22 protein-coding genes are annotated in these 22,922 nt (G+C 66.3%); 7 read left to right on the top strand and 15 right to left on the bottom strand.

Going from position 1 to position 22,922, the window contains the following annotated elements; all coding sequences use genetic code 11:
* The first annotated feature begins 26 nt into the window (after nt 1–26).
* The 4 genes from IB268_RS13125 (at nt 27) to IB268_RS13140 (ending at nt 4,208) form a co-directional block, all read left to right on the top strand.
* Nucleotides 27–1,001: a TRAP transporter substrate-binding protein gene (locus IB268_RS13125; protein WP_054454053.1), complete on the top strand. Its 975-nt coding sequence runs from the start codon at nt 27–29 to the stop codon at nt 999–1,001.
* 7 nt (nt 1,002–1,008) lie between these two features.
* Nucleotides 1,009–1,509 (top strand): TRAP transporter small permease, encoded by a 501-nt coding sequence (locus tag IB268_RS13130; RefSeq protein WP_042793698.1) that lies wholly within the window; start codon nt 1,009–1,011, stop codon nt 1,507–1,509.
* Nucleotides 1,502–2,803, top strand: coding sequence for a TRAP transporter large permease (locus tag IB268_RS13135; RefSeq protein ID WP_175181012.1), 1,302 nt, complete (start codon nt 1,502–1,504; stop codon nt 2,801–2,803). The genes IB268_RS13130 and IB268_RS13135 overlap by 8 nt, the downstream gene beginning before the upstream one ends.
* Nucleotides 2,804–3,137: 334 nt before the next feature.
* Entirely contained in the window at nt 3,138–4,208 is a 1,071-nt protein-coding gene (locus tag IB268_RS13140; protein WP_054454050.1) for a porin, read from the top strand.
* Between the two features lie 57 nt (nt 4,209–4,265).
* Here the strand turns inward: IB268_RS13140 and IB268_RS13145 are convergent, their stop codons facing one another.
* From IB268_RS13145 to IB268_RS13205, 13 genes are all read right to left on the bottom strand, one after another.
* The gene (locus IB268_RS13145) at nt 4,266–4,973 is read right to left on the bottom strand and encodes an ABC transporter ATP-binding protein (protein WP_119451598.1); all 708 of its coding nucleotides are present in this window, start codon (nt 4,971–4,973) and stop codon (nt 4,266–4,268) included.
* A 4-nt stretch (nt 4,974–4,977) separates the two neighbouring features.
* Nucleotides 4,978–5,700, bottom strand: coding sequence for an ABC transporter ATP-binding protein (locus IB268_RS13150; RefSeq protein WP_054454046.1), 723 nt, complete (start codon nt 5,698–5,700; stop codon nt 4,978–4,980).
* Nucleotides 5,681–6,670: a branched-chain amino acid ABC transporter permease gene (locus tag IB268_RS13155; RefSeq protein WP_192354357.1), complete on the bottom strand. Its 990-nt coding sequence runs from the start codon at nt 6,668–6,670 to the stop codon at nt 5,681–5,683. The genes IB268_RS13150 and IB268_RS13155 overlap by 20 nt, the downstream gene beginning before the upstream one ends.
* 1 nt (nt 6,671) lies before the next feature.
* A complete protein-coding gene (locus tag IB268_RS13160; RefSeq protein WP_054454041.1) occupies nt 6,672–7,523 on the bottom strand; it encodes a branched-chain amino acid ABC transporter permease in 852 nt (283 codons plus the stop codon).
* 48 nt (nt 7,524–7,571) lie between these two features.
* Nucleotides 7,572–8,819, bottom strand: a complete 1,248-nt coding sequence (locus IB268_RS13165; protein WP_054454039.1) for an ABC transporter substrate-binding protein — start codon at nt 8,817–8,819, stop codon at nt 7,572–7,574.
* Between the two features lie 228 nt (nt 8,820–9,047).
* Nucleotides 9,048–9,854: a putative hydro-lyase gene (locus IB268_RS13170; protein ID WP_054454824.1), complete on the bottom strand. Its 807-nt coding sequence runs from the start codon at nt 9,852–9,854 to the stop codon at nt 9,048–9,050.
* Between the two features lie 107 nt (nt 9,855–9,961).
* Entirely contained in the window at nt 9,962–10,867 is a 906-nt protein-coding gene (locus IB268_RS13175; RefSeq protein WP_088140712.1) for a LysR family transcriptional regulator, read from the bottom strand.
* 79 nt (nt 10,868–10,946) lie between these two features.
* Nucleotides 10,947–12,296 carry an amidase gene (locus IB268_RS13180; protein WP_119449676.1) on the bottom strand — a complete coding sequence of 450 codons (1,350 nt, stop codon included), beginning with the start codon at nt 12,294–12,296 and terminating at the stop codon, nt 10,947–10,949.
* Nucleotides 12,297–12,379: 83 nt separating this feature from the next.
* Entirely contained in the window at nt 12,380–13,063 is a 684-nt protein-coding gene (locus tag IB268_RS13185; protein ID WP_054454032.1) for a DUF2848 domain-containing protein, read from the bottom strand.
* A 74-nt stretch (nt 13,064–13,137) separates the two neighbouring features.
* Nucleotides 13,138–14,421 carry a TRAP transporter large permease gene (locus tag IB268_RS13190; protein WP_054454030.1) on the bottom strand — a complete coding sequence of 428 codons (1,284 nt, stop codon included), beginning with the start codon at nt 14,419–14,421 and terminating at the stop codon, nt 13,138–13,140.
* Nucleotides 14,418–15,038 (bottom strand): TRAP transporter small permease subunit, encoded by a 621-nt coding sequence (locus IB268_RS13195; RefSeq protein WP_054454028.1) that lies wholly within the window; start codon nt 15,036–15,038, stop codon nt 14,418–14,420. Before IB268_RS13195 ends, IB268_RS13190 begins: the two co-directional genes overlap by 4 nt.
* A gap of 196 nt (nt 15,039–15,234) precedes the next feature.
* On the bottom strand, nt 15,235–16,281 hold the full coding sequence (locus tag IB268_RS13200; RefSeq protein WP_054454026.1) for a TRAP transporter substrate-binding protein: 1,047 nt from the start codon (nt 16,279–16,281) through the stop codon (nt 15,235–15,237).
* Between the two features lie 421 nt (nt 16,282–16,702).
* Complete coding sequence (locus tag IB268_RS13205; RefSeq protein WP_054454022.1) at nt 16,703–17,608, bottom strand: LysR family transcriptional regulator; 906 nt, start codon at nt 17,606–17,608, stop codon at nt 16,703–16,705.
* An 87-nt stretch (nt 17,609–17,695) separates the two neighbouring features.
* On the opposite strand from IB268_RS13205, the gene IB268_RS13210 reads away from it, so the two are divergent.
* Together IB268_RS13210 and fabV are read left to right on the top strand one after the other, a co-directional pair.
* A complete protein-coding gene (locus IB268_RS13210) occupies nt 17,696–18,655 on the top strand; it encodes a DMT family transporter (RefSeq protein ID WP_192354358.1) in 960 nt (319 codons plus the stop codon).
* 97 nt (nt 18,656–18,752) lie between these two features.
* A complete protein-coding gene (fabV, locus tag IB268_RS13215) occupies nt 18,753–19,943 on the top strand; it encodes an enoyl-ACP reductase FabV (RefSeq protein ID WP_119449673.1) in 1,191 nt (396 codons plus the stop codon).
* Between the two features lie 9 nt (nt 19,944–19,952).
* On the opposite strand, the gene serB is transcribed toward fabV, so the two are convergent.
* The gene (gene serB / locus IB268_RS13220; protein WP_054454016.1) at nt 19,953–20,666 is read right to left on the bottom strand and encodes a phosphoserine phosphatase SerB; all 714 of its coding nucleotides are present in this window, start codon (nt 20,664–20,666) and stop codon (nt 19,953–19,955) included.
* Nucleotides 20,667–20,680: 14 nt separating this feature from the next.
* Nucleotides 20,681–21,589: a LysR substrate-binding domain-containing protein gene (locus IB268_RS13225; protein ID WP_192354359.1), complete on the bottom strand. Its 909-nt coding sequence runs from the start codon at nt 21,587–21,589 to the stop codon at nt 20,681–20,683.
* Between the two features lie 244 nt (nt 21,590–21,833).
* Between IB268_RS13225 and IB268_RS13230 the strand changes: the two genes are divergently transcribed.
* Nucleotides 21,834–22,910, top strand: coding sequence for an ABC transporter ATP-binding protein (locus IB268_RS13230; RefSeq protein WP_054454012.1), 1,077 nt, complete (start codon nt 21,834–21,836; stop codon nt 22,908–22,910).
* Nucleotides 22,911–22,922 lie beyond the last annotated feature (12 nt).

Raw genomic sequence — 22,922 nt, forward strand, 5'->3', positions numbered from 1 at the left:
CACCATTCGCAAAGAAGGACCCACCCATGCACAAGAAAATCTCCCTGCTCGCCGGCAGCATCGTCCTGGCGTTCAGCGCAGGCGCACAGGCCCAAACCAAATGGGATCTGCCCACGGCCTACCCGGCCAGCAACTTTCACGTCGAGAACCTGACCACCTTCGTCAAGGACGTGGACACGCTGTCCGAGGGCAAGCTGAAGATCACGCTGCACAACAACGCCTCGCTGTACAAGGCGCCCGAGATCAAGCGCGCCGTGCAAGGCAACCAGGCGCAGATCGGCGAGATCCTGCTGACCAACTTTGCGAACGAAGACCCGATCTACGAACTGGACGGCCTGCCCTTCCTGGCCACCGGCTATGACGCGTCGTTCAAGCTCTACCAGGCGCAGAAGCCCTTCCTCGAAAAGAAGCTGAACGCGCACGGCATGACGCTGCTGTACGCGGTGGCCTGGCCGCCCCAGGGCATCTTCGCCAACAAGGACATCAAGCAGATCAGCGACATGAAGGGCCTGAAGTGGCGCGCCTACAGCCCGGTGACGGCCAAGATCGCCGAACTGGTCGGCGCGCAGCCCGTCACGGTGCAGCAGGCTGAATTGGCCCAGGCCATGGCCACCGGCGTGATCGATTCTTACATGTCCTCGGCGTCGACCGGCTACGACACCAAGACCTACGAGTACATCAAGAAGTTCTACGACACCCAGGCCTGGCTGCCGAAGAACGCCATCATCGTCAACAAGAAGGCGTTCGACGCGCTCGACCCCGCGGCCCAAGCCGCCTTGAAGAAGGCTGGCGCGCAAGCCGAGGAACGCGGCTGGAAGCTGTCGCAGGAAAAGAACAAGTGGTATCAGGCGGAACTGGCCAAGAACGGCATGGAAACCATCCAGCCCACGGTTGAGCTGAAGGAAGGCCTGTCCGTGATCGGCAAGCGCATGCTGGACGACTGGCTGAAGAAGGCTGGCGCCGACGGCCAGGCCATGATCGACGCCTACAAGAAGCAGTGATATTTCCATGCGCCGCTTTCTAGATGGTCTTTACGGCGCGGCCGGCCTGCTGGCCGGCCTGTGCACGATCGGCGTCCTGGTGTCGGTGCTGGCCGCGATCATCGCGCGCCAGCTCAGCATGAACATACCCGGCACGGACGCCTATGCCGGGTATTTCATGGCCGCCGCCGGGTTTCTCGCCCTTGCCAGTACGTTCAAGCACGGCGAACACATCCGCGTGACGCTGCTGCTCAATTCGCTCAAGCCCGCCGCGGGTCGCAAGCTGGATATCTTCGCCCTGGCGGTCGGCTGCCTGCTGGCGTCCGCCTTCGCGTTCTTCAGCATCAAGCTGACCTACGACTCCTGGCAGTTCAACGACATCTCCACGTCCAACGACGCCACGCCGCTCTGGATCCCCCAGCTCAGCATGGCCGTGGGCACGGTGCTGTTCCTGGTCGCCCTGATCGACGAGCTGATCCGACGCTCACGCGGCCTGGCCGCCGCCACTTCGCAGCAAACCCATGAATGAACTACTCGTCATAACCCTATTGGTCGTCTCGATCTTCGCGCTGCTGGGCTGCGGGGTCTGGGTCGGCCTGACCCTGGCGGGCACCGCCTGGATCGGCATGGAGATCTTCTCCAGCCGGCCCGCGGGCGATGCCATGGCCGTCACCATCTGGGGCGCGTCGTCCAGCTGGACCCTGACCGCCCTGCCGCTGTTTCTGTGGATGGGCGAAATCCTGTTCCGCACTCGGCTGTCGGAAGACCTGTTCAAGGGCCTCGCCCCCTGGCTCAACCGCCTGCCCGGGCGGCTGCTGCACACCAATGTGATCGGCTGCGCCATCTTCGCGGCGGTCTCGGGCTCGTCCGCGGCGACCTGCGCCACGGTCGGCAAGATGACCATCCCGGAACTGACGCGCCGCGGCTACCCCGAGGACAAGATCCTGGGCACGCTGTCGGGCGCCGGCACGCTGGGCCTGCTGATCCCGCCTTCCATCATCATGATCGTGTACGGCGTGGCGGCGGACGTGTCCATCGCAAAGCTGTTCATCGCGGGCATCGTGCCGGGAATCTTGCTGGCCTTGCTGTTCATGGGCTACATCGCCTGGTGGGCGATCCGCAATCCCGGCCAGGTTCCGGCGGCCGACCCCGGCCTGACGTTGCTGGAGAAGCTGTCGCGCTCGCGCCATCTGATCCCCGTGATGCTCCTGATCGGCGCGGTGCTGGGCTCCATCTATACCGGCATCGCCACCGCCACGGAAGCGGCGGCCGTCGGCGTGGTGGGCGCGCTGATCCTCTCGGCGCTGCAGGGATCGCTGAACCGCTCCACCTTCATGCAGTCGCTGCTGGGCGCCACCCGGCTGTACTGCATGATTGCGCTGATCCTGGCGGGCGCGCAGTTCCTGACGCTGGCCATGGGCTATATCGGCCTGCCGCGTGCGCTGGCCGAATGGATCGGAGGCCTGGGCCTGTCGCAGTTCGGGCTGATCATGGCCTTGATGGTGTTCTTCATCGTCCTGGGCTGCTTCCTGGACGGCATCTCCATCGTCGTGCTGACCATGGGCGTGCTGCTGCCCACGGTGCAGGCCGCCGGCATCGACCTGATCTGGTTCGGCATCTTCATCGTGTTCGTTGTAGAAATGGCACAGATCACGCCGCCGGTCGGGTTCAACCTGTTCGTGCTTTCCGGCATGAGCGGCAGGGAGCTGCCCTACATCGCGCGCGCCTCGCTGCCTATGTTCTTCCTGATGATCCTGGCCGTGCTGCTGCTCTATGCCGTGCCTGGCATAGCGACGTGGCTGCCGCTGCACATGACGCTGTAGGACGACGTCACCCGGAAAACCCCGTTTCTGAAACGGGGTTTTTTTTCGCCAGGGCTGGCGCCCTACCCGCTCCCCCTGTTTTGCCGTCCTGTAAACCAGGGAAAACTCCAAAAAACAACAGGTGTTGTTCGTGCCCCAGTTTTTCTAGAATTCCCAGGCGCTGCTACGTTGCAACATTACAGCGTATATGTGCATATGCGGCCATCGCCCGGACCCGCGCTTACCGTAAGCGTCGGTGCGACGGCCCAGCGCCTGACGATCCGCCAGGCGCAAACAGCCGGGCCAAAAGCCCGGCGCCACTAAAAAATAGCGCTACCCAGGAGGAGCCCCCAGCATGAAACGCATTACCCTATCCCTCGCCCTTGCAAGCCTGGGCCTGGCCGCCGGCGCGGCCCAAGCCGAAACCAGCGTCACCCTGTACGGCATCGCCGACGTCAGCATCCGCTACCTGAGCACCAGCGCCGGCAGCGTCGGCCAAGACGGCAGCCGCGTGTCGATGGAGAACGGCGCCATCTCCAACAGCCGTTGGGGCCTGCGCGGCTCCGAAGACCTGGGCGACGGCAACCGCGCCTTCTTCCGCCTGGAAAACGGCTTCAACATGCAGAACGGCCGCGGCTCGGATCCGTCCAAGACGTTCAGCCGCCTGGCCTACATCGGCCTGGACGGCGGCAACATCGGCGCGCTGACCCTGGGTTTGCAGAACACCCCGATGTTCGACCTGCTGGCTGACTACTTCGACCCGCTGACCGTGGGCAATTACGACCAGAACGCCTGGCTGCCCGCCGCCATGTCGCGCGTGCGCACCAACAACATGACCAAGTACTCCAACACCATCGGAGACCTGGCTTTCGTGCTGTCCTGGGCCAACGGCGACGACTACAACGACCACAAGGCCGGCCAGCAGTACGGCGCCAGCCTGCGCTACACGGTCGGCAAGCTGGGCCTGGGCGCTGCCTATCAGCAGACCTACGACGGCACGGATTCCGATCTGCGCCAGCGCGTCTGGAACCTGAACGCCTCCTACCAGTTCGAAGCCGCCAAGGTCTTCGCCGGCTACTACAACGGCCGCGACGAAACCGGCTGGGTCAACGCCGTCATGGGCGGCGAACAGGCGCCCGGCCTAAATCGCAAGGACAACGGCTACTTCGCCGGCGTCACCTGGCAGGCCACGCCGCGCTGGGCCATCACCGGCGCCGCCTACTACGACCAGAGCAAGAACGTGGTCGAAGATGGCGACAAGGGCAAGCGCTACGCGCTGGTCGCCGTGGCCGAGTACTCGCTGTCCAAGCGCTCGCAGATCTACGGCACTGTCGACTGGAACAAGGTCAACGATGCCGCCAGCGGCGAAATCGCCGGCAAGACCAGCCAGCTCGGCGCCGCAGTGGGTTTCCGCCACATCTTCTGATGGCAGTCCGCGCCGGACGCCTTGCGCGTCCGGCGCGGTTTCGTCACACCCCCGTCCTCACATCCCCAGATACGCCTTGCGCACCTCGTCCGAGGCTGCCAGTTCCGCCGCTTCGCCCGACAGCGCCACCCTGCCGCTCTGCATCACGTAGGCGCGCGCCGCGACTTCCAGCGCCTGGGCCATGTTCTGCTCCACCAGCAAGACCGACAGGCCGTCGTCGCGGTTCAAGGCGGCCAACGCGTCGAATACCTGTTCCACCAGCAGGGGCGACAGGCCCAGGCTGGGCTCGTCGATCAGGAGCAGTCGCGGCCCGCTCATCAGCGCGCGGCCGATAGCCAGCATCTGCCGCTCGCCGCCCGACATGGTTCCGGCCAGTTGCGTGCGACGCTCCTTCAGGCGCGGGAACAAGGCATAGACCCGCTCCAGGCGTTCCCCGTACACGCGCTCATCGCGCACCGTATAGGCGCCCAGGCGCAGGTTCTGTTCCACGGGTTGGCGCGCGAAGACGCGGGCGCCTTCGGGGATCATGGAAATGCCCTGGGTCACCAGCCTGTCCGGCGGGGTGCCAGTGATGTCCCGGCCTTCGAAAATTACCCGGCCGCTCTTGGGCTTGACCGACCCGACGATCGCCATCAGGGTGCTGGATTTGCCCGCGCCGTTGGCGCCCAGCAGCGCAGCGATTTCGCCCGGCCTGACCTCCAGCGACAAGCCGCGCACCGCCTGCACGCCGCCGTAGGCCACGCTCAGGTCTTCCACTTTCAGCATCGCATCAGGCACGGTGCTTTCTCCCCAGATAGGCTTCGATCACAGCCGGGTCTCGCACGATTTCCTGCGGCGCGCCCTCGGCGATCATCTGGCCGAAGTTCAGCACCAGTACCCGCTGCGCCAGCCGCATGACCACCTCCAGCACATGCTCCACGATGATGAGCGTGACGCCCGACGCGTGGATGCCCCGCAGGATCTCGGACAGGGCGATGGCCTCGGCCGGATTCAGGCCGCCCGCCACTTCGTCCAGCAGCAGCATGCGCGGCTCGGTGGCCAGCGCCCGGGCCAGCTCGACCCGCTTCTGTCCCGCCACATTGAGTTCGGACGCCCTCACGTCGGCGCGCTCGGCCAGGCCCACCAGTTCCAGCACACGGGCCGATTCGCGGCGCGCGTCCTGCAGGCGCGGATGGCGCAACAGCGCGCCGACCATGGCGTTTTCCAACACCGTCATCTGTCCGAAGCTGCGCGGGATCTGATAAGTGCGCACCAGGCCCATGGCAGCCACCTGTTCGGGCCGCCGGCCTATCATCGACTGGCCGTCGAAGGTCACCGAGCCTGAGGTGGGCTCGTGATGTCCCACCAGGCCGTTGAACAAGGTGCTCTTGCCCGCCCCGTTCGGGCCGATGATGGCGACGATCTCGCCCGCCTCGACCGACAGCGAGATGTCCTTGTTCGCGACCAGGCCGCCGAATTGCTTGGTCAGGTTCTTAACGTCCAGCAGAGCCACGGCGCCTCCTCAGTGTGACCAGCCCGCCCGGCAGGAACATGGTGACCAACAAAATAGCCAGGCCGAAAACCAGCAGGTCCAGGCCCATGCCCGAACTGCCCCACAGCACGCGCGTACCCTCGGATAGCGGCAGCAGCACCGCCGCGCCCAGCCACGGGCCGATCAACGTGCCGACCCCGCCCAGGATGGTCACCAGCACGACCTGCACCGACATCGTCAGGTTGAACATGGATTCCGGATCGATGAAGCCCACGTACATGGCGAAGAAGCCGCCCCATACGCCCGTCATGCCCGCCGACATCACGAAAGCCAGCATCTTGTAGCGGTCCGCAGGCACGCCCAGGCTGCGCGAGGCCGCCTCGTCGCCGTTGATGGCGCGCCAATAGAAGCCGGTCTTGGAATGCACCAGGAAGAACGTGGCGCAAAAGGTCAGGAAGGCAAGGCCCACCGCGATCCAGTAGTACGGCACCTTGCTGCGGAACAGCAGCATCCAGGCGGCGTCGCCGATGGGCGCCTCCAGGCCGACCGCGCCGCCCGCCCATTCCCAGTTGATCATCAGCAGCAGGCCGATCTGCAGCAGCGCGATGGTGGCCATGGCGAAGTAGTGGCCGGACAGCCGCAGCGTAGGTCCGCCCACCAGCCAGGCCAGCGCGGCGCTGATCACCCCGCCCAGCGGGATGCCCAAGAGCGGCGTGAGCTTCAGATGGTGCAGGAGCAGCAAGGTGGTGTAGCCCCCTACCCCCACGAACACGCTATGGCCAAACGAGATCCGCCCCAGGAAGCCGCCCACGAGGTTCCAGCACGCGCCCAGCGCGCCGAACATGATGGCCAGCAGCAGCACCTGCAGGGTGAAGGCGTCCTTTACCGCCAGCGGCACCAGGGCCATCAGGATGGCGGCCACGGCCGCGGCCAGGACCGGCCATTTGGGCACGCCGGCGGACGGGGTATCGATGTTGTCTGTCTTGTTCATCTCACCACCGCCCGAACAGGCCGCGCGGCCGATACCAGAGAACCAGGATGAACAGGATGAAGACGCTCACCGTCTTCAAGGCCGGCGCGACGAAGTAACCCGTCATGGCTTCGATGATCCCGATCAGGATGCCCGCGATGAAGGCGCCCGGTAGCGAGCCGAAGCCGCCCATGCACACGGCCACGAAAGCCAGCAGGCCGAACACGGTGCCCACCGAAGGAAACACATAGAAGAAGGTGGTCAGCAAGGCGCCAGCCAGCCCCACCGCCGCGCTGCCCAGCATCCAGACCTGGGCGTTGACCCGGTCCGGCGAAATGCCCACCAGCGCCGCCACCTGGCGGTCTTCCGCCACGGCCTGCAAGGCATGGCCCCAGCGCGTGCGGTACACCAGGATGAACAACGCCACCACCACTACCAGCGCGATCAGGCCCGTGACCACCTGGGGCCTGCCCAGCGAGATGCCGGCAACCGTGACGCTGCCCGACACCAGCGTGTCCGGCAGGCTGCGGTAGTCGGGGCTGAAGGCGATGAAGGCGATCTGACGCAGCACCAGCCCGAGACCGAAGGTGGCCAGGATGACCGCCATCGCCGGCCCCTTTTGCAGGCGGCGGATGATGAGCGCATAGGTCAGGAAGCCGACGAAGGCGAGCAGGACCGCCACCAGCGGCGCCGACAGCGTGGGATCGATGTGGCCCAGCGTGTAGAGCCAATAGGCGGCATACATGCCCAGCATCAGGAACTCGCCATGGGCGAAGTTGATGACGTCGGTGATGCCCCATATCAGCGCCAGCCCCACCGCCACCGCGGCATAGATCAGGCCGTTGAACAGGCCTGCCGAGAGAGCTTCGAACATGGAGTGCTCCTCGCGGCAGGCCCCGCGGCCCGCCGCGTCAGACTATGTTTACTTCCAGGTGAACGGCAGCGTGGGCAGGTTCTTGTCCGTACGGTATTTTTCCGGCCATACGGTCTGGTAGGCGGCGCCCTTGAGCTCCAGGATCAGGCCCGAACCCTTGGTGTTCTGGCCCTTGGCGTCGAACTGCACGCCGGCCCAGGGCATCGCGACCTGCGCCTCGCCCAGATCGGTGGCGGCCAGCGCCTTGCGGATCGCCTCGGGGTCCGTCGAGCCGGCCCGGTTGATCGCGTCGGCCAGCACCAGCACCCCTTGCATCGAACGCGCGTTGTTGCCGTTCAGATCCTTGCCCGTCTTGGCCTTGTACATGTCGTTGATCTTCTTCAGCCCGGCCTTGGATGCGGCCACGTCATTGCCCCAGACGTCGCGCGTCAGCACGCCCTGGACCTGCGGCCCCACTTCCTGCACGAAGCGCGAATCGATGAAACCCGCGTCGTTGGCCAGCAGCACCGGCGGCGCGTACTTGCTTTCGCGCATGGTGCGCACGAACAGCATGGCGTCCGACGTATAGCTGGCGAAGATCGCCACGTCCGGCTTGGCGGCGGCGAGTTTCTGCACTTCCGCCGTCACCGAGGCCGAGCCCGCGCTATAGGCAATGTTGGCGACCAGTTGGCGCTTGTACTGCTTGGCGAACTTTTCGACCGCCTTGTAGGTGTTCACGCCGAAGTCGGTGTTCTCGTACACCACGGCGATCTTGGCGGTCGGCACGGCCTTCACGCCGTCCAGGAACTGCATCATGTTCTCGACGAAGGTATCGTCATTGGGCGAGGTGCGGAAGAACCACTTGTAGCCGCGCTCGGTCAGGTCCGGGCTGCTGGATTCGCCGTTTACATAGGGAATGCCGCGCTGCTCGGCGATGCGGCTGGCGGTCTTGGTCACGGCGGACTGGTAGGCGCCGGTCAGGGCCACGACCTTTTCCTGGTCGATCAGGCGTTGGGCATCGGCCAGGCCCACTTCGGGCTTGCCCTGGGAATCGCCGAACACCACTTCGATCTTGGCGCCTCCCAGCGCCGGCAGCCCGCTGCCCGCGGCCAGCGGTATGCCTTCCAGTTCGGGATGCGGATTGTTGATGATTTCGACCGCCAGTTCGACGGCCGCCTTGATTTCAGACCCCGTCGACGCCAAGGCGCCCGATAGCGGATAGATCGCGCCGATGCGCACGGCCTGTTGCGCCTGCGCGGGAACGGCGCACATCAGCGCCAGGCTCGCGGCGACACCCGCGATGAGCTTCATCTTCATAACTGGACTCCTGGATTGGACCGGCTGGGTATGAAAGCAATGCATGGCCGCGTTCGCGGCGGCACGAGACCGTCCGGCAAGCTGGAAGGCCCCAGATTCAAAGCGGTTGTCGCCATTTCCCCTTGTCCTTTAATGGATCGTTTTGGTGGCACAACTGGTATTGCAGCGCGAGTACGACTTCTAACCGTTACCCGCTTACGCGCTGCTGAGAAAGCGGATCGCAGGCGGTCAGAACACCGCCATCCGGCTATTGATGAGGTCCGTGACCAGCATGTGGCCCGGCGCGTGGGTAATGCAGAACTCCGGCCGCACGGCTGCGACCACCGACTGCGGCGTCACGCCGCAGGCCCAGAACACAGGCATCTCGCCTTCGCGTATCTCCACCGGATCACCATAGTCCGGGCGGTTGACGTCGGCAATCCCGATCAACGCGGGGTCGCCGATATGCACCGGCGCGCCGTGGACCGAGGGAAAACGCGAAGTGACCTGGATGGCGCGGATGGCGTCCGCGGCCTTCAGGGGACGCATGGATACGACCAAGGGGCCGCCGAACACGCCCGCGGCATGGGTCGGGATGCTGGTGCGGTACATGGGCACGTTGCAGCCCTGCTCGATGTGGCGCACGGGCAGGCCGTTGTCCAGCATCGCTTCCTCGAAGGAGAACGAGCAGCCGATCAGGAACGACACCAGATCGTCGCGCCACAGATCGCGCACGTCGGTGGGCTCGGCCACCAGCTCACCGTTCTGCCAGACGCGATAACGCGGGATGTCGCTGCGGATGTCGATGTCCTGGCCCAGTTCCGGCACAGCGGGATCGCCGGGTTCGGACATGGCGAGCAAGGGACAGGGCTTGGGATTGCGTTGACAGAAATGCAGGAAATCCGCCGCCAGCGCGCGCGGCAGGATAGCCAGGTTGGCCTGTACATGGCCGGGCGCCAGGTTGGCGGTGGGGCCGGTGAGCTTGCCGCTGCGCGCATCCAGGCGCGCCTGGCGGGCCAATTCCACGCTAGTGCGCGCGGCAGGGTTCGTATGCATGTCCATCCCTTCAATGACGATTCAAGTATGGGGACATTGCACAGGAACCGCGCAGCAGCGTCCAATCACAAGTTGCGATAGACCCCGATCAAAATTACTTATCAGGGTTATGCCGGATGGCGCAGCGCCTCTTCGCGCGCGATCTGCTGCGCTGCTTCGGCCACCGCGCGCGGTATCTGGCTGTCCGGCCCCTGCATCCAGCAGGCGGTGTAGTGCAGCGGCGGCAAGGCCGGCGCCTTCACGTCCAGGATGCGCAATTCGCCTTGCGCCAGCTCCTTGTGCAGGATGACGGGCGCGATGACCGCGGTGCCGATGCCGTCCTGCGCCATCCGCACGATGACGCTGAGCGCCGAACTGCCGTACATGCGCGGCGCCTCCACGCCGGCCTGCTGCAACAGCTGGCGCACGGCGCGATGCGGGTCGGTGGTGGACGGATAGGTGATGACGGGCCATTCGGCCAGCCGCTTCAAGGGGATGGGCTGGCGCCCCACCTTGAGCTTGGGACTGGCCACCCAGCTCAGCGGGTAGTTGCAGAGATACAGGTTTTCGATGCGCGGCTCTTCCATCGGCCCGAGCAGGAACGCCAAGTCGATCTGGCGCGAAGCGAGCTGCGTCTTCAGCACGGTGGTCGTATCCACCTGGATCTCGACCATCAGCGCCGGATAGACGTCGTGCAGATACTCCATCAGGGTCGGCAGCCAGGTATGGACGATGGTTTCCGACACCCCCAGCCGCAACATGCCGCTCATGACGCTCTTGGCGCGCGCGGCCTCCTGCATGTCGCGCCGCATCTGCAGCATGCGCTCGGCGTGCGACAGCAGTTCGCGTCCCTTGCCCGTCAGCTTGATACCGCGCGCATCGCGGTCGAACAGGCGCACGCCCAGATCGGATTCCAGCGACGCGATGCGCTGGGAAATGGCGGGCTGGGTGGCGTTCAGCTTTTCGGCGGCCGCCCGGAAACCGCCCAGGGTGGCGACCCAGAAGAACGTTTCGATATTGCGCAGATCGATCATGGCGGCGGCATCCGGCTATGCAGCCGCCATCTTAGCGCCCGGGGCGGGCCCGGCGGCTGCCGCCCGCCCCCGCTGCGCGTCACTGGCCGGCGTAGAGCGCTTCCACCGCCAGGCCGATGCTCAGGATGCGGCGGTCGGCGCCGTTGCTGCCCGCGATCATCAGGCCCACCGGCGCCGTGCCTGCGGCATGGCAAGGCAGCGACAGCGCGCAGCCATCCAGGAAATTGATCAGCGTCGGATTGCGCAGGATCAGGCCATTGGCGGCGTAGTAGGCCTCGTCCGAGGCCTGCAGGTCGGCCACCGCCGGCGCCACGATGGGCGTGGTCGGCATGATCAGGGCGTCGTAGCCGGCGATGCGCCGGTCCACCGCCGCGACCCAGGCTTCGCGCGCATCCAGCAGGTCCAGGTAGTCGGCCGCGCTCATGTCCTTGCCACGCATGATGCGCGACACCACGCGCGGGTCATAGCGCTTGCCGGCGCGGGCGATCAAGTCGCGGTGCCAGGCCCAGGCCTCGGCGGCGGTGAAGCCGCCCTTGGCGTTGATGGCGGCCAGTTCGGCGAATTCCGGAATCGCAATCTCTTCGACCAGGGCGCCGGCGGCCTTCAGGCGGCTGACGGCGACTGCAAAGCTGTCGGCGACATGCTTGTCCATGGCGTCCAGCGCCAGCGTGGTCGGGATGGCCAGGCGCAGGCCGTGCAGCACGGCCGCTTCCGGCACCGGGCCGCCGTCCCCGGACAGGATGGCGTCCAGCTCGGCGCAGCAACGCACGCTGGCGGCGATCGGGCCGATGGAGTCCAGGTTGGCCGACAGCGGCAGCACGCCTTCCATGGAGACGCGCCAGGCGCTGGGCTTGAAGCCCGTCAGGCCGCACAGCGCGGCCGGAATGCGCACGGAACCGCCGGTGTCCGAGCCGATGGCCGCGGCCGACATGCCGTCGGCAACCGACACCGCGGCGCCCGAGGACGAGCCGCCCGGGATGCGGCCGGTGGCGCGGTCGTAGGGGTTCAGGGGCGTGCCGTAATGGGGATTGATGCCCAGGCCCGAATAGGCAAATTCGGTCATGTTGGTGCGGCCGATGATGACCGCGCCTGCGGCGATCAGGCGGCGCACGACTTCGGCGTCGGCGTCGGCCGCCGGTTCGCCCTCGCGGGCCACCGAGCCCGCCATCGTGGTTTCGCCTTCGACGTCGAAGAGATCCTTGATGCTGATGGGCAGGCCCTCGATCGCGGAGCGGACGATGCCGGCGGCGCGCAGCGTGTCGGAGGCTTGCGCCTGCGCCAATGCCGATTCGGCGTACAGGCGGGTGAACGCGCGGGCGCCCTCGCCCGCTTCGTCCTGCGCGCGGGCCAGCGCCGCCTGCGTCAGTTCCACGGAGGTGCTGCGGCCCTCTTGCAGGGCCTGGGTCAGATCATTCAAAGTCGGAACCATAGTCATCCTAGTGCCGTCTTGCGGCTTGAGTGCAAACGGGCGCGCCAGCGGGCACGCCTGGCGATCAGCGCCTGGGGCCTGAATCAGGCCACCACGGGGAGCGTCTCGACATGATAGCGGTGGCGCAGGCTGCGCTGGCGCCGCGGATCGTGCAACTCCATGGTGAAGTCGGCCGCGGCGCGGATGCCGCCGATCGCGCCCACCGTGCCGCAGGTCATGCCCGCGCCGGCCGGCAGCACCGTGGCGCCGCCGGTATAGCCTGCGATCAGGTCCTGCGGCGTGCGCAGCGACGCCAGCGGGCCTTCCTGGTACAGCACTTCCACGCCGTTCTCGACGATGTAGGAACGGATGATGAGCTCGTCCCAGTAGTCCGCCACGTCGGCCAGACGCCAGGCGCTCGTGGCCACGGGCTTGACGCAGACCTGCTTGGACATCGCCACGCTATAGGTTTCCAGCTTGCGGTCGGTATGGTCGGACGCGATGCTGACGTACATTTCGCCGTCCACGGAGAACACGAAGGTCTCGACTTCTCCCGACGAATCTTCGCCCAGCGCCTGCACGGTTTCCTTCTGGGTCAGCTGGTTGTCGGCGATGCGGTAGTACAGCGGCACGCTGCTGGGGCGCGGCACGCCGATGGCGGCGAGTTCTTCGATGTGGTGCTCGATCGCGGCCATGTCGCGTCCGGCCCAGCCGGCGACGATCAGGGTGTTGAACTCCACTTCCACCTGGCGGGGTTGCGAGTCTTCGATCTGGAATACGGCTTTCATATCTGTCCTGCTGAGAATAAGGGGATGAAGGACGCGGCGGTTCGCCGCGCCCCGGAATGTCTAGGGAACGAAGGTCAGCCGAACACGCGCGGCAGCCACAGCGCCACGTCCGGCCAGAAGGCCAGCAACGCCAGCATCACGAACATAGCGGCCACGAACGGCAGGCTGCCCATGATGACCGCGCTCATGGAACCGCTCTTGCGCAGGCTCTGCACCACGAACAGGTTCAGGCCCACGGGCGGCGTGATCAAGGCGGCTTCGACCAGGATGATGATGACGATGCCCAGCCAGATGGGGTCGAAACCCAGGCCGATCATGATGGGCGCCACGATGGGGATGGTCGTGATCATCATGGACAGCGTTTCCATGAAGCAGCCCAGCACCAGGTAGAAAATCACCACGATCAGCAGCATCCAGCCGGGCGACAGGCCCAGGCCCGTGATCGACTTGGTCAGCGCATCGGTCAGGCCGGTCGCGGACATGACGAAGTTCAGGAAGCTGGCCGCCACCACGATCAGCATGATCATGGCCGTGGAGCGCATGGTGCCTTCCATGACCTCGCGCAGCATCGACCACGACAGGCGGCGGAACCAGGCCGCCAGGATGAACGCGCCCAGCACGCCCAGCGCGGCCGCCTCGGTCGGCGTGGCCAGGCCGGCGTAGATGGAACCCACCACCAGGAAGAAGATCCCCATGGGCGGCGCCAGATGCACCAGGCTGGCAAAGCGCTGGCCCCAGGTCGCCTGGATCTTCTTGCCGCCCCAGGACGGCTTGGCGACGCAGGCGATGACCACCGTCAGCATGAACAGCGCGGCCATCGCGAAACCCGGGATGATGCCGGCCAGGTAGAGCTTGGGCACCGAGGAATTCGTCAGCACGCCATAGATGACCAGGTTGATCGAAGGCGGGATCAGGATGCCCAGCGTGCCGCCGGCGGCCAGGCTGCCCAGGAAGAGCGGCTCGTTGTAGCCGTACTTGCGGATCTGCGGGATCGCCACGGTGCCGACCGTCGCGGCAGTCGCCACGCTGGAGCCCGAGGTGGCCGAGAACAGCGTCGAGGCGCCGATGTTGGCGTGCATCAGTCCGCCCGGCAGCCACGACAGCCACAGGCTCATCGCGCCATACATGCGTTCGGCGAAGCCCGCACGCAGCAGCACCTCGCCCAGCATGATGAACAGCGGAATCGCCACCAGCAGGAATTCGTTGTTGGTGCTCCAGGAAACTTCGCCGATGGCGCGCGTCAGCGGCAGCATGGAGAACAGCGGGTCCAGGATCAGGCCCAGCACGCCCAGCGCCGCGCCCACCGGAATGGACAGGCCGATCAGCACCAGAAGCAGTATCAATGCGGTGGAAATCATGCGGCCTCTCCCTTCACCATGCGCTCGCCGGCGGCGGCTTCCTCGTCGGCTTCTTCCTGCGCCGAACGCACGCCGCAAATGCTCCTGACCAGTTCGATATCGCCCGTGACCAGCGCGGCGGAAGCGCGCGCCAGCATCAGCGCGACGGTGATGCACATCCAGCCCAGGCCGAGCAGCCACAGGCCCTGCGGAATCCACAACGGCGTGGCCAGCGGCGTATTGGCCGCGGATTTCTGCGCCCAGGAGGTCTGCACCACCTCCGACGCGTAGTAAGTCAGGTACACCATGAAGACCGCCAGGGCCACCATGGAAATCCAGTCCAGCACGGCCGCAACGCGCACCGGCATGTACTGGTAGACCACGTCCACGCGCACATTGGCGCGCTGCAACGTGGCGAACGCCAGCGCCCAGGACGTGCTGATGGCGAAGGCATAACTGGACAGCTCGTCCGCGCCGCCGGTCGTGAAGCCCAGGAATTTGCGGGCCAGCACATCGAACGAGATCAGCAGCACGCTGGCCACCGTCAGCGCGCCGCCGGCCCACACGGCCAAGCGCGAAAAGCTCTCGGCGCGCCGCAATAGCCCGCCCAGCAGGCGGAAGTGTTCAGATTGAGTCATGAGTAAAACCTTTGCAGGGCCAGGCACACATCGCCGCCCCAGCTATGTCGAGAACCGCCCTATCGGGACGCCCCACGGAGCCAGCTCTCCCGATCCATCGCCCCCCTCCCCCGATCGGGATGCCGCGGATCCGGCTCCGCCGGTCCGCAGGCATGCCCCCCTGGGGGGGAAGCGCGGTAGCGCTTCGGGGGGGAGACTACTTCTTCGCCACCACGCCCAGCGTCTTGCCGATGGTGGCGTTGAAGTCCTTCACGCACTGGGCCGAGCAGCGCGCGGCCCACTTCGGCAGCACGGCTTCTTCGGTGACCTTCTTCAGCAGCGCGCGGTCAGCATCCGAGGGCTGGACCAGGACCATCTTGCCCTTGACCGGGAACGGGCAAGCGGCAGCGCCCGTGTTGCAGTCATAGCCTTCCTGCGTCTGGCGCGCGGCGGCGTCCCAGATGTTGTCGACCAGCGTCTTCACATTGGTCTGCAGGAAAGTGCGCACGTTGGGATCCAGCTTGTCCCAGGCCTTCTGGTTCACGGCGTGGATCTGCTGGTTCCAGTTGATCGGCAGCGCGACCAGGTGGGTCGACACTTCGTACCACTTGGCCGAATAGCCGGACAGCGAACCCGTGATGGCGCAATCCACCACCTTGTTCTGCAGCGCCGGCACCACTTCGCCGAAGGCCATGGTCACGCTGGAGCCGCCCAGCGCTTCGACGAACTCGGCGGTGGTACGGCTGCTGGTGCGGACCTTCTTGCCCTTGATGTCGGCCAGGCCCTTGATTTCGGCGTTGCAGAACAGCACCTGCGCGGGATAGGTGGAAATGCCCAGCAGCTTGACGTTGCTGCCCTCGCCATACAGCTTGGCGTAGACCGGTTCGAACGCGTCGGTGACGGCGCGCGCGGTCTTGACGTCGGGCGCCAGGCCGGCCAGGTCGATCGCTTCGTTGATGGGATTGTCACTGGCGAAGTACGCCAGGGTGGCGGTGCCGAATTCGACCACGCCCTGCGACATCAGGCGCAGCAATTCGGGGCCCTTCAAGCCCATTTCGTTGAAGCCCTTGATGTCGGCCGTGACCTGGCCCTTGGACAGCTCGGGGATGGTCTTGGTCCAGAACGGCTTTTCGTAATCGTTGTAGGCGGTCAGGTTGCTCAGGCCGCCCACGACTTTCAACTGGGTCTTGGGGAGGTCCTGGGCCTGGACGGCGCCGGCCAACAAGCTGGCGGCGACGGCGGCGAAAACTAGCGACTTCTTCATGGACAAAACTCCTGGCTGGCGGGATGGTATGCCGCGCGCCGGATCCCGTTATCCTGGCGGCGCGCGGTGGCAATCGAAGAGTCTGGAGATCAGCCGCGCAGCGGCGCGCGTCGCGCCTGCGCGGCATGGCTTGCCGCCCGGTTCCGGGAATGGGACATACGCTGGTTCATGCTTTCCCCCGCTCTATGCATCCAGGCGATCGTTATTGATGTGGCGCCATTGCAGCGTCAGGGGCGCGGAGCGTCCAATCGTATGTTGCGATACGGGGGTATAAATTTTTCTTTGGTCTCGTGCGGCAAGCGCCCCGCGTTTCGCGCAAACGACGCGGTGGCGCGGCTTGGCGGGCAGTTGGGCGCGTCGCAACGTGGCCGCGTCGCACGGCCGCTACGGCCGGCGGCGCAGCCCCTGCTGGGGTAAACACCTAGAGCGGAATCCCGTCCGCAGCCTGCTCGGCCACCTTCTGCGCCATCTGCGCGATGACCCGTACCGCGTGACTATCCGGCCCCTGCACCCAGGTAGCCGTGAAGCTCAGTTCCGGCAAAGGATCCGCCTCCACGCGCAGGATGCGCAATTCGCCGCGCGCCAGCTCCTTGCCCAGGAACACCGGCGCGATGACGCTGGTGCCGATGGCGTCCTGCGTCATCCGCACCACCATCGACATCGACGCACTGCCGTACATGCGCGGCGACGTCACACCGGCGCGAGTCAGCATGTCGCGCACCACGCGGTAAGGCGCGCTGTTGGAGGGATAGGTGATGATGGGCAGCTTGCCTATCCGCTCCAATGTCAGCGGCTCCGGCCCCAGATCCAACAGGGGGCTGGCGACCCAAGCCAGCGGATAGGTGCATAGGGGCAGGTTTTCCACACGCGCCTCGAGCACCGGCCCCATCAGGAAGGCCAGATCGATCTGGCGCGACATCAGGTGCGAGCGCAGCACATGCGTCGTGTCCACCTCTATTTCCAGCACCAGCGCCGGATAGTTCGAATGGATCAGCTCGATCAGCGTGGGCAGCCAGGTCTGCACGATGGTCTCGGCCACGCCGATGCGCACGGTGCCGCTCATGACGTTTTGCTCGCGCGCGGCTTCGAACATGTCGCGCCGCACCTGCAGCATGCGTTCGGCATGCGACAGCAGTTCATGCCCCTTGGCGGTCAGCTTCACGCCGCGCGCCTCGCGCTCGAACAGGAGCACGCCCAGGTCGGCCTCCAGCGAGGCGATGCGCTGCGATACCGCAGGCTGGGTGGTGTTGAGTTTCTCCGACGCGGCGCGAAAACTGCCCAGCGTGGCCACCCAAAAAAAAGTTTCGATGTTGCGTAGTTCTATCATGAGCCTGTTCCCCCGGCGCGATGAGCGTATCATGGCAGCCGCCCGGTACCTGCAAACCGGCGTTTCAGCCAACAAAGGAGTTTGTCGATGACCCCGGCCGATGACGGTCGCACGCGCCGCTCAGCGCCCGCTTCCAGCGGCCCGATGATGGGGGTGCTGTTGCTGGTGCTGTCGATGTGGACGCTGTCGTGCCTGGATGCCAGCGGCAAGTGGGTCATGAATGCGGGCGTGCCGCTGCTGGTGCTGTCGTGGTTCCGCTATGCCGTGCACCTGGCGCTGGTGCTGGCCCTGGTGCTGCCCGCGCGCGGCCTGGGCGTTTTTCGCAGCAAGAAGCCGCGCGAACAGATCCTGCGCGGCGGCTCGATGTTCCTGGCCACGCTGATGTTCTTCACCACGCTGAGCTACATCCCGCAGGCCGAGGCCACCGCCATCAACTTCCTGGCGCCGCTGCTGGTGCTGTCCGCCGCGCCCTGGGTCCTCAAGGAACCCGCCCACCTGTCGCGCTTCGTGGCCGCCGGCATCGCCTTCATCGGCGTGATCATCGTGATCCGCCCGGGCGGCGGCCTGGATCCGGTGGGCACGGTGTTCGGCCTGCTCACGGCCTGTTGCTTCGCCGTGCAGTTCATCGCCACGCGGCGCGTGGCGGGCGACGACCCGTTTACCTCGCTGATCTGGAGCGGCGCCGTCGGCACGCTTTGCCTGACCCTGTCCCTGCCCTTCATCCTGCCGCCTGCCCTGCCCGTGCTCAAGGCCCTGGCGCCGCTGGACTGGGTTGTGCTGATCTCCACCGGCATCACCGGCGGCCTGGGCCATCTGTTCCAGATCGCCGCCTACCGCCGCGCGCCCGCTTCCACCCTGGCGCCCTTCGTCTACCTGCAGATCATCAGCGCCACCTCGGTCGGCTGGCTGGTCTGGGGCCACTTCCCGGACCCGCTGACCTGGCTGGGCATCGCCATCATCTGCGCCAGCGGCATAGGCATCGGCCTGATCGAATGGCGCCGCAGCCGCGCCCAGGCCGCGCCGCTGGCCGGGGCCGACGCACGCTGAGCCGGCAGCGCGCAGGCGCCGCCTCCCGTACAATGCGGGTCGCTTTTTGCGCTTTCGCGCATGGGCGATCCAGGCATTTCCCCGAATCGAGGCTCCCATGATCATCAAGCCCCGCGTGCGCGGTTTCATCTGCGTCACCACCCATCCGGCCGGCTGCGCCGCCAACGTCCGCAACCAGATCGACTACGTCCGCGCCCAGGGGCCGATAGCTGGCGGGCCGAAACGCGTACTGGTGCTGGGCGCATCGACCGGCTATGGCCTGGCGGCGCGGATCAGCGCGGCCTTTGGCTGTGGCGCGCAGACGCTGGGCGTGTTCTTCGAGCGGCCGGGCGACGCCGCCAAGGCCGGCACGCCGGGCTGGTACAACACGGCGGAGTTCCACGAGCAGGCCCACGCCGCCGGACTCTATGCCAAGAGCGTCAACGGCGACGCCTTCTCCGACGAAATCAAGCGCAAGACCATAGACCTCATCAAACAGGATCTGGGCCAGGTCGATCAGGTGATCTACAGCCTGGCCGCGCCGCGCCGCACGCACCCGAAAACCGGCGAAGTCTTCAATTCGACCCTCAAGCCCATCGGCCAGGCGGTCAACCTGCGCGGCCTGGACACCGACCGCGAAGTGGTCAAGGAATCCGTGCTGGAACCCGCCACCCAGGCCGAGATCGACGCGACTGTCGCCGTCATGGGCGGCGAAGACTGGCAGATGTGGATAGACGCGCTGCTGGAAGCCGGCGTGCTGGCCGAAGGCGCCACCACCACGGCCTTCACCTACCTGGGCGAGAAGATCACCCACGACATCTACTGGAATGGCTCGATCGGCGCCGCCAAGAAGGATCTGGACCAGAAGGTGCTGGAGATCCGCGCCAAGCTGGCCGCGCGCGGCGGCGACGCCCGCGTGTCGGTGCTCAAGGCGGTGGTGACGCAGGCCAGCTCGGCGATCCCCATGATGCCGCTCTACCTGTCGCTGCTGTTCAAGACCATGAAGGAGGCCGGCACGCACGAGGGCTGCATCGAACAGGTCTATGGCCTGTACCGCGACAGCCTGTGCGGCAAGACGCCGATCCTGGACCAGGACGGACGCCTGCGCGCCGACTACAAGGAACTGGATCCCGAGGTGCAGGCCCGCGTGCAGGCGCTGTGGGGCCAGGTCACCAACGACAACATCTACCAGCTGACGGACTTCGCGGGCTACAAGCAGGACTTCCTGCGCCTGTTCGGCTTCGAAATCGAAGGCGTCGACTATGAAGCCGACACCGATCCGGCCGTGGAAATCCGCGGGCTGGCTTGAGCCCCGGCGCTAGCGCGCCATCAGCTCCAGCAGGCGGTCCAGGCCGCCTTCGTCGATTGCGACATTGACCTCCTCGCGCACGGCCGGTTTGGCGCGGTAGCCCACCGACAGGCCCGCCGCCCGCATCATCGGCAGGTCGTTGGCGCCGTCGCCCACGGCGATGGCGCGCTCCGGCCCCACGCCCAGCGCCGCGCACACTTCCAGCAGCTTGCGGCGCTTTTCCTCGCCATCGCAGATGTCGCCCCAGGCTTGCGGCAGCAGCCGGCCGGTCAGGCGTCCGTCCACGATTTCCAGCACATTGGCGCGCACGTCGTCCAGCCCCAGTCGCACCCGCAGCCGGTCGGTGAAGCAGGTAAAGCCGCCAGTCACCAGCAGGCAGGTCAGGCCCGCGGCCTTGCACGCCGCGATCAGCGTTTCGGCGCCCGGATTGATGCGCACACGCTGCTCATAGACCTCGTCCAGCGCCGCTTCCGGCATGCCTGCCAGCAGCGCCACGCGCTCGCGCAGGCTCTGCTTGTAGTCCTTGATCTCGCCGCTCATGGCGGCTTCCGTCAGCGCCGCCACCTCGGCCTTCTTGCCCATCAGGTCCGCCATTTCGTCCAGCGTCTCGATCGAGATCAGCGTCGAGTCCATGTCGAAGGCGATGAGTTTGTAGTCCGTGAGCGCAAGCGGAGGCGTAATGCCGCGCCAGGAAAGGCCGGGTGTCGTAGAGGCGGAATGCATGGGGGATCCTTGGTCTATGCAGTATGTGAGGGGTCGCGCCCTTGCTCGCGCAACCACTCGATGAACAATAGCGCCGACGCGGCGGCCGGGCCGTCCTGGCGGTACAGCGCGTGGATGCCGGCGTTCGGCAGCTGCGGGCCGTCGAACAGCGGGCGCAGGCGATCGGCGCGGATGTCGTCTTCCAGCAGGCACCAGGGCGCCAAGGCGATGCCCAGGTCGTTCATGGCGGCCTGCATGCACAGGAACTGGTGGTCGAACACCGGCCCCGGCAATTGCGCAGGCACGTCCACCTTGGCCAGCGCGAACCAGCGCGGCCAGTGGTCCATGCCGCCCGCGATCTTCAGCAGCGGATGCCCCAGGCAATCCGCGGGCGCGGCCAGGCGGTTGCGCTCGATGAAGCGCGGCGATGCCACCGGCACGTGGAAGTCGTCCAGGCAGTGCACGCAGGTCAGGTCCGAATGCGCCATGTAGCCGTGGCGGATCAGCACGTCGCTGCCCGTGTCGCCGCCGCGGTCCAGGAACGACCGCCCTTGCGTGGTGAGCTGCACGTCCACGCCCGGATGCCGGGCCTGGAACGCCGACAGGCGCGGGATCAGCCACTTCATGGTCAGCGACGGCGTGGCGCAGACGCGTAGCACGCCGCCGTAGGCGGGCGATTTCAGCTTGGCGGTCGCGGCCGCGATGCGTTCCAGGCTGGCCTGGATTTCCGGAAAGTAGGCCTGGGCGCAAGGCAGCAGCGCCACGCCGCGCGCCTCCCGCGCGAACAGAGGCTGCCCCACGTACTCTTCGAGTATGCGGATCTGCTGGCTGACCGCGCTATGCGTGATGCTCAGTTCGTCGGCGGCCGCGGTGAAGCTGCGCAGACGCGCCGCGGCTTCGAACACGCGCAAGGCCTTCAGCGGCGGCAGGCTCTGCCCCGCCATCTCAGTTGCGGCCCGCCCGCGCGCCGGCCCGGCGCCGCGCTGTGCTGCTCTTTCCCACGTTTTCCCTTGTCGTCTATTTTTTTGTCGGCGCTGCTTGCGCGCGCCTGTCCTATCCAGCCGCATTCTAGGTGATAGCCCGCGCGCCGACCTCTTAGAAAAACTAACGACTACCCTTAAAAAACACCGCTGGTCGGGCGCCCAGCGCGTTTCTATGATGCCCGCAACCTCAGGCAGGAAGCGAAACATGGCATCAATCACCGTAGACGGCATCGTCAAGACTTTCGGCGGGCAGCAAGTGCTGCGCAATCTGTCGCTGCACATCCCCGACGGCGCGTTCTACACGCTGCTGGGCCCCAGCGGCTGCGGCAAGACCACGCTGCTGCGCTGCATTGCGGGCTTCTATGCTCCCGACGGCGGACGCCTGCTGTTCGACCAGGACGACGTGACCCACGTGTCCGCGCACCGCCGCGATATCGGCATGGTGTTCCAGGACTATGCGCTGTTCCCCGACAAGACCGCGTTCGACAACGTGGCCTACGGCCTGCGCGCCCGCGGCGTGGCGCGCGCCGAGATCACGCGGCGCGTGAACGAGGCGCTGGACAAGGTCGGGCTGCTGACGCTGGCCGAACGCTATCCGGCGCAGATGAGCGGCGGGCAGCGCCAGCGCGTGGCGCTGGCGCGCGCGCTGGTGATCCGGCCGCGCGTGCTGTTGATGGATGAGCCGCTGTCCAACCTGGACGCCAAGATGCGCCTGCAGATGCGCGACGTGATCCTGGACCTGGTGCGCGAGGCCGGCATCACGACCGTGTTCGTCACGCACGACCAGGAAGAAGCGCTGGCGATGTCCGACCGCATCGCCATCATGGACCGCGGCGACATCGCCCAGCTGGGCACGCCGGAAGAACTCTACGGCACGCCGGTAAACGCCTACGTCGCGGACTTCATCGGTTCGGCCAACGTGATCCCCGTGCCCGCCCGCAACGGCCAGGCCGGCGCCCCCGCCGGCCATGTGCGCTACGAGATCTGCGGCCTGGGCTTTGACGGCGTGCAAGGCAGCGACCAGCTGGACGGCAAGGGTGTGCTGATCGCGCGCCCGGAAGAGCTGGCCCTGATGGCGCCCGCTCCCTACGTGCCCAATACCTTGCCGGGCAAGGTGCTGCGACGCCAATACCTGGGCTTCAAGACCGCATACCGCATTGCGCTGGACAACGGCTCCGAGATCCGCGTCGAGCTGCATGCCGGCAACATGGTGGCGCAGTTCCAGCCCGGCGAAGCCGTGCAGGTGCTGATTCCCGCCGACAGCCGCGTCGTCAACGCCTGAGGACGCGCCGAC

Source organism: Achromobacter sp. ACM01, from assembly GCF_014851745.1.
In the GTDB taxonomy this organism is placed as follows: domain Bacteria; phylum Pseudomonadota; class Gammaproteobacteria; order Burkholderiales; family Burkholderiaceae_B; genus Achromobacter; species Achromobacter aegrifaciens.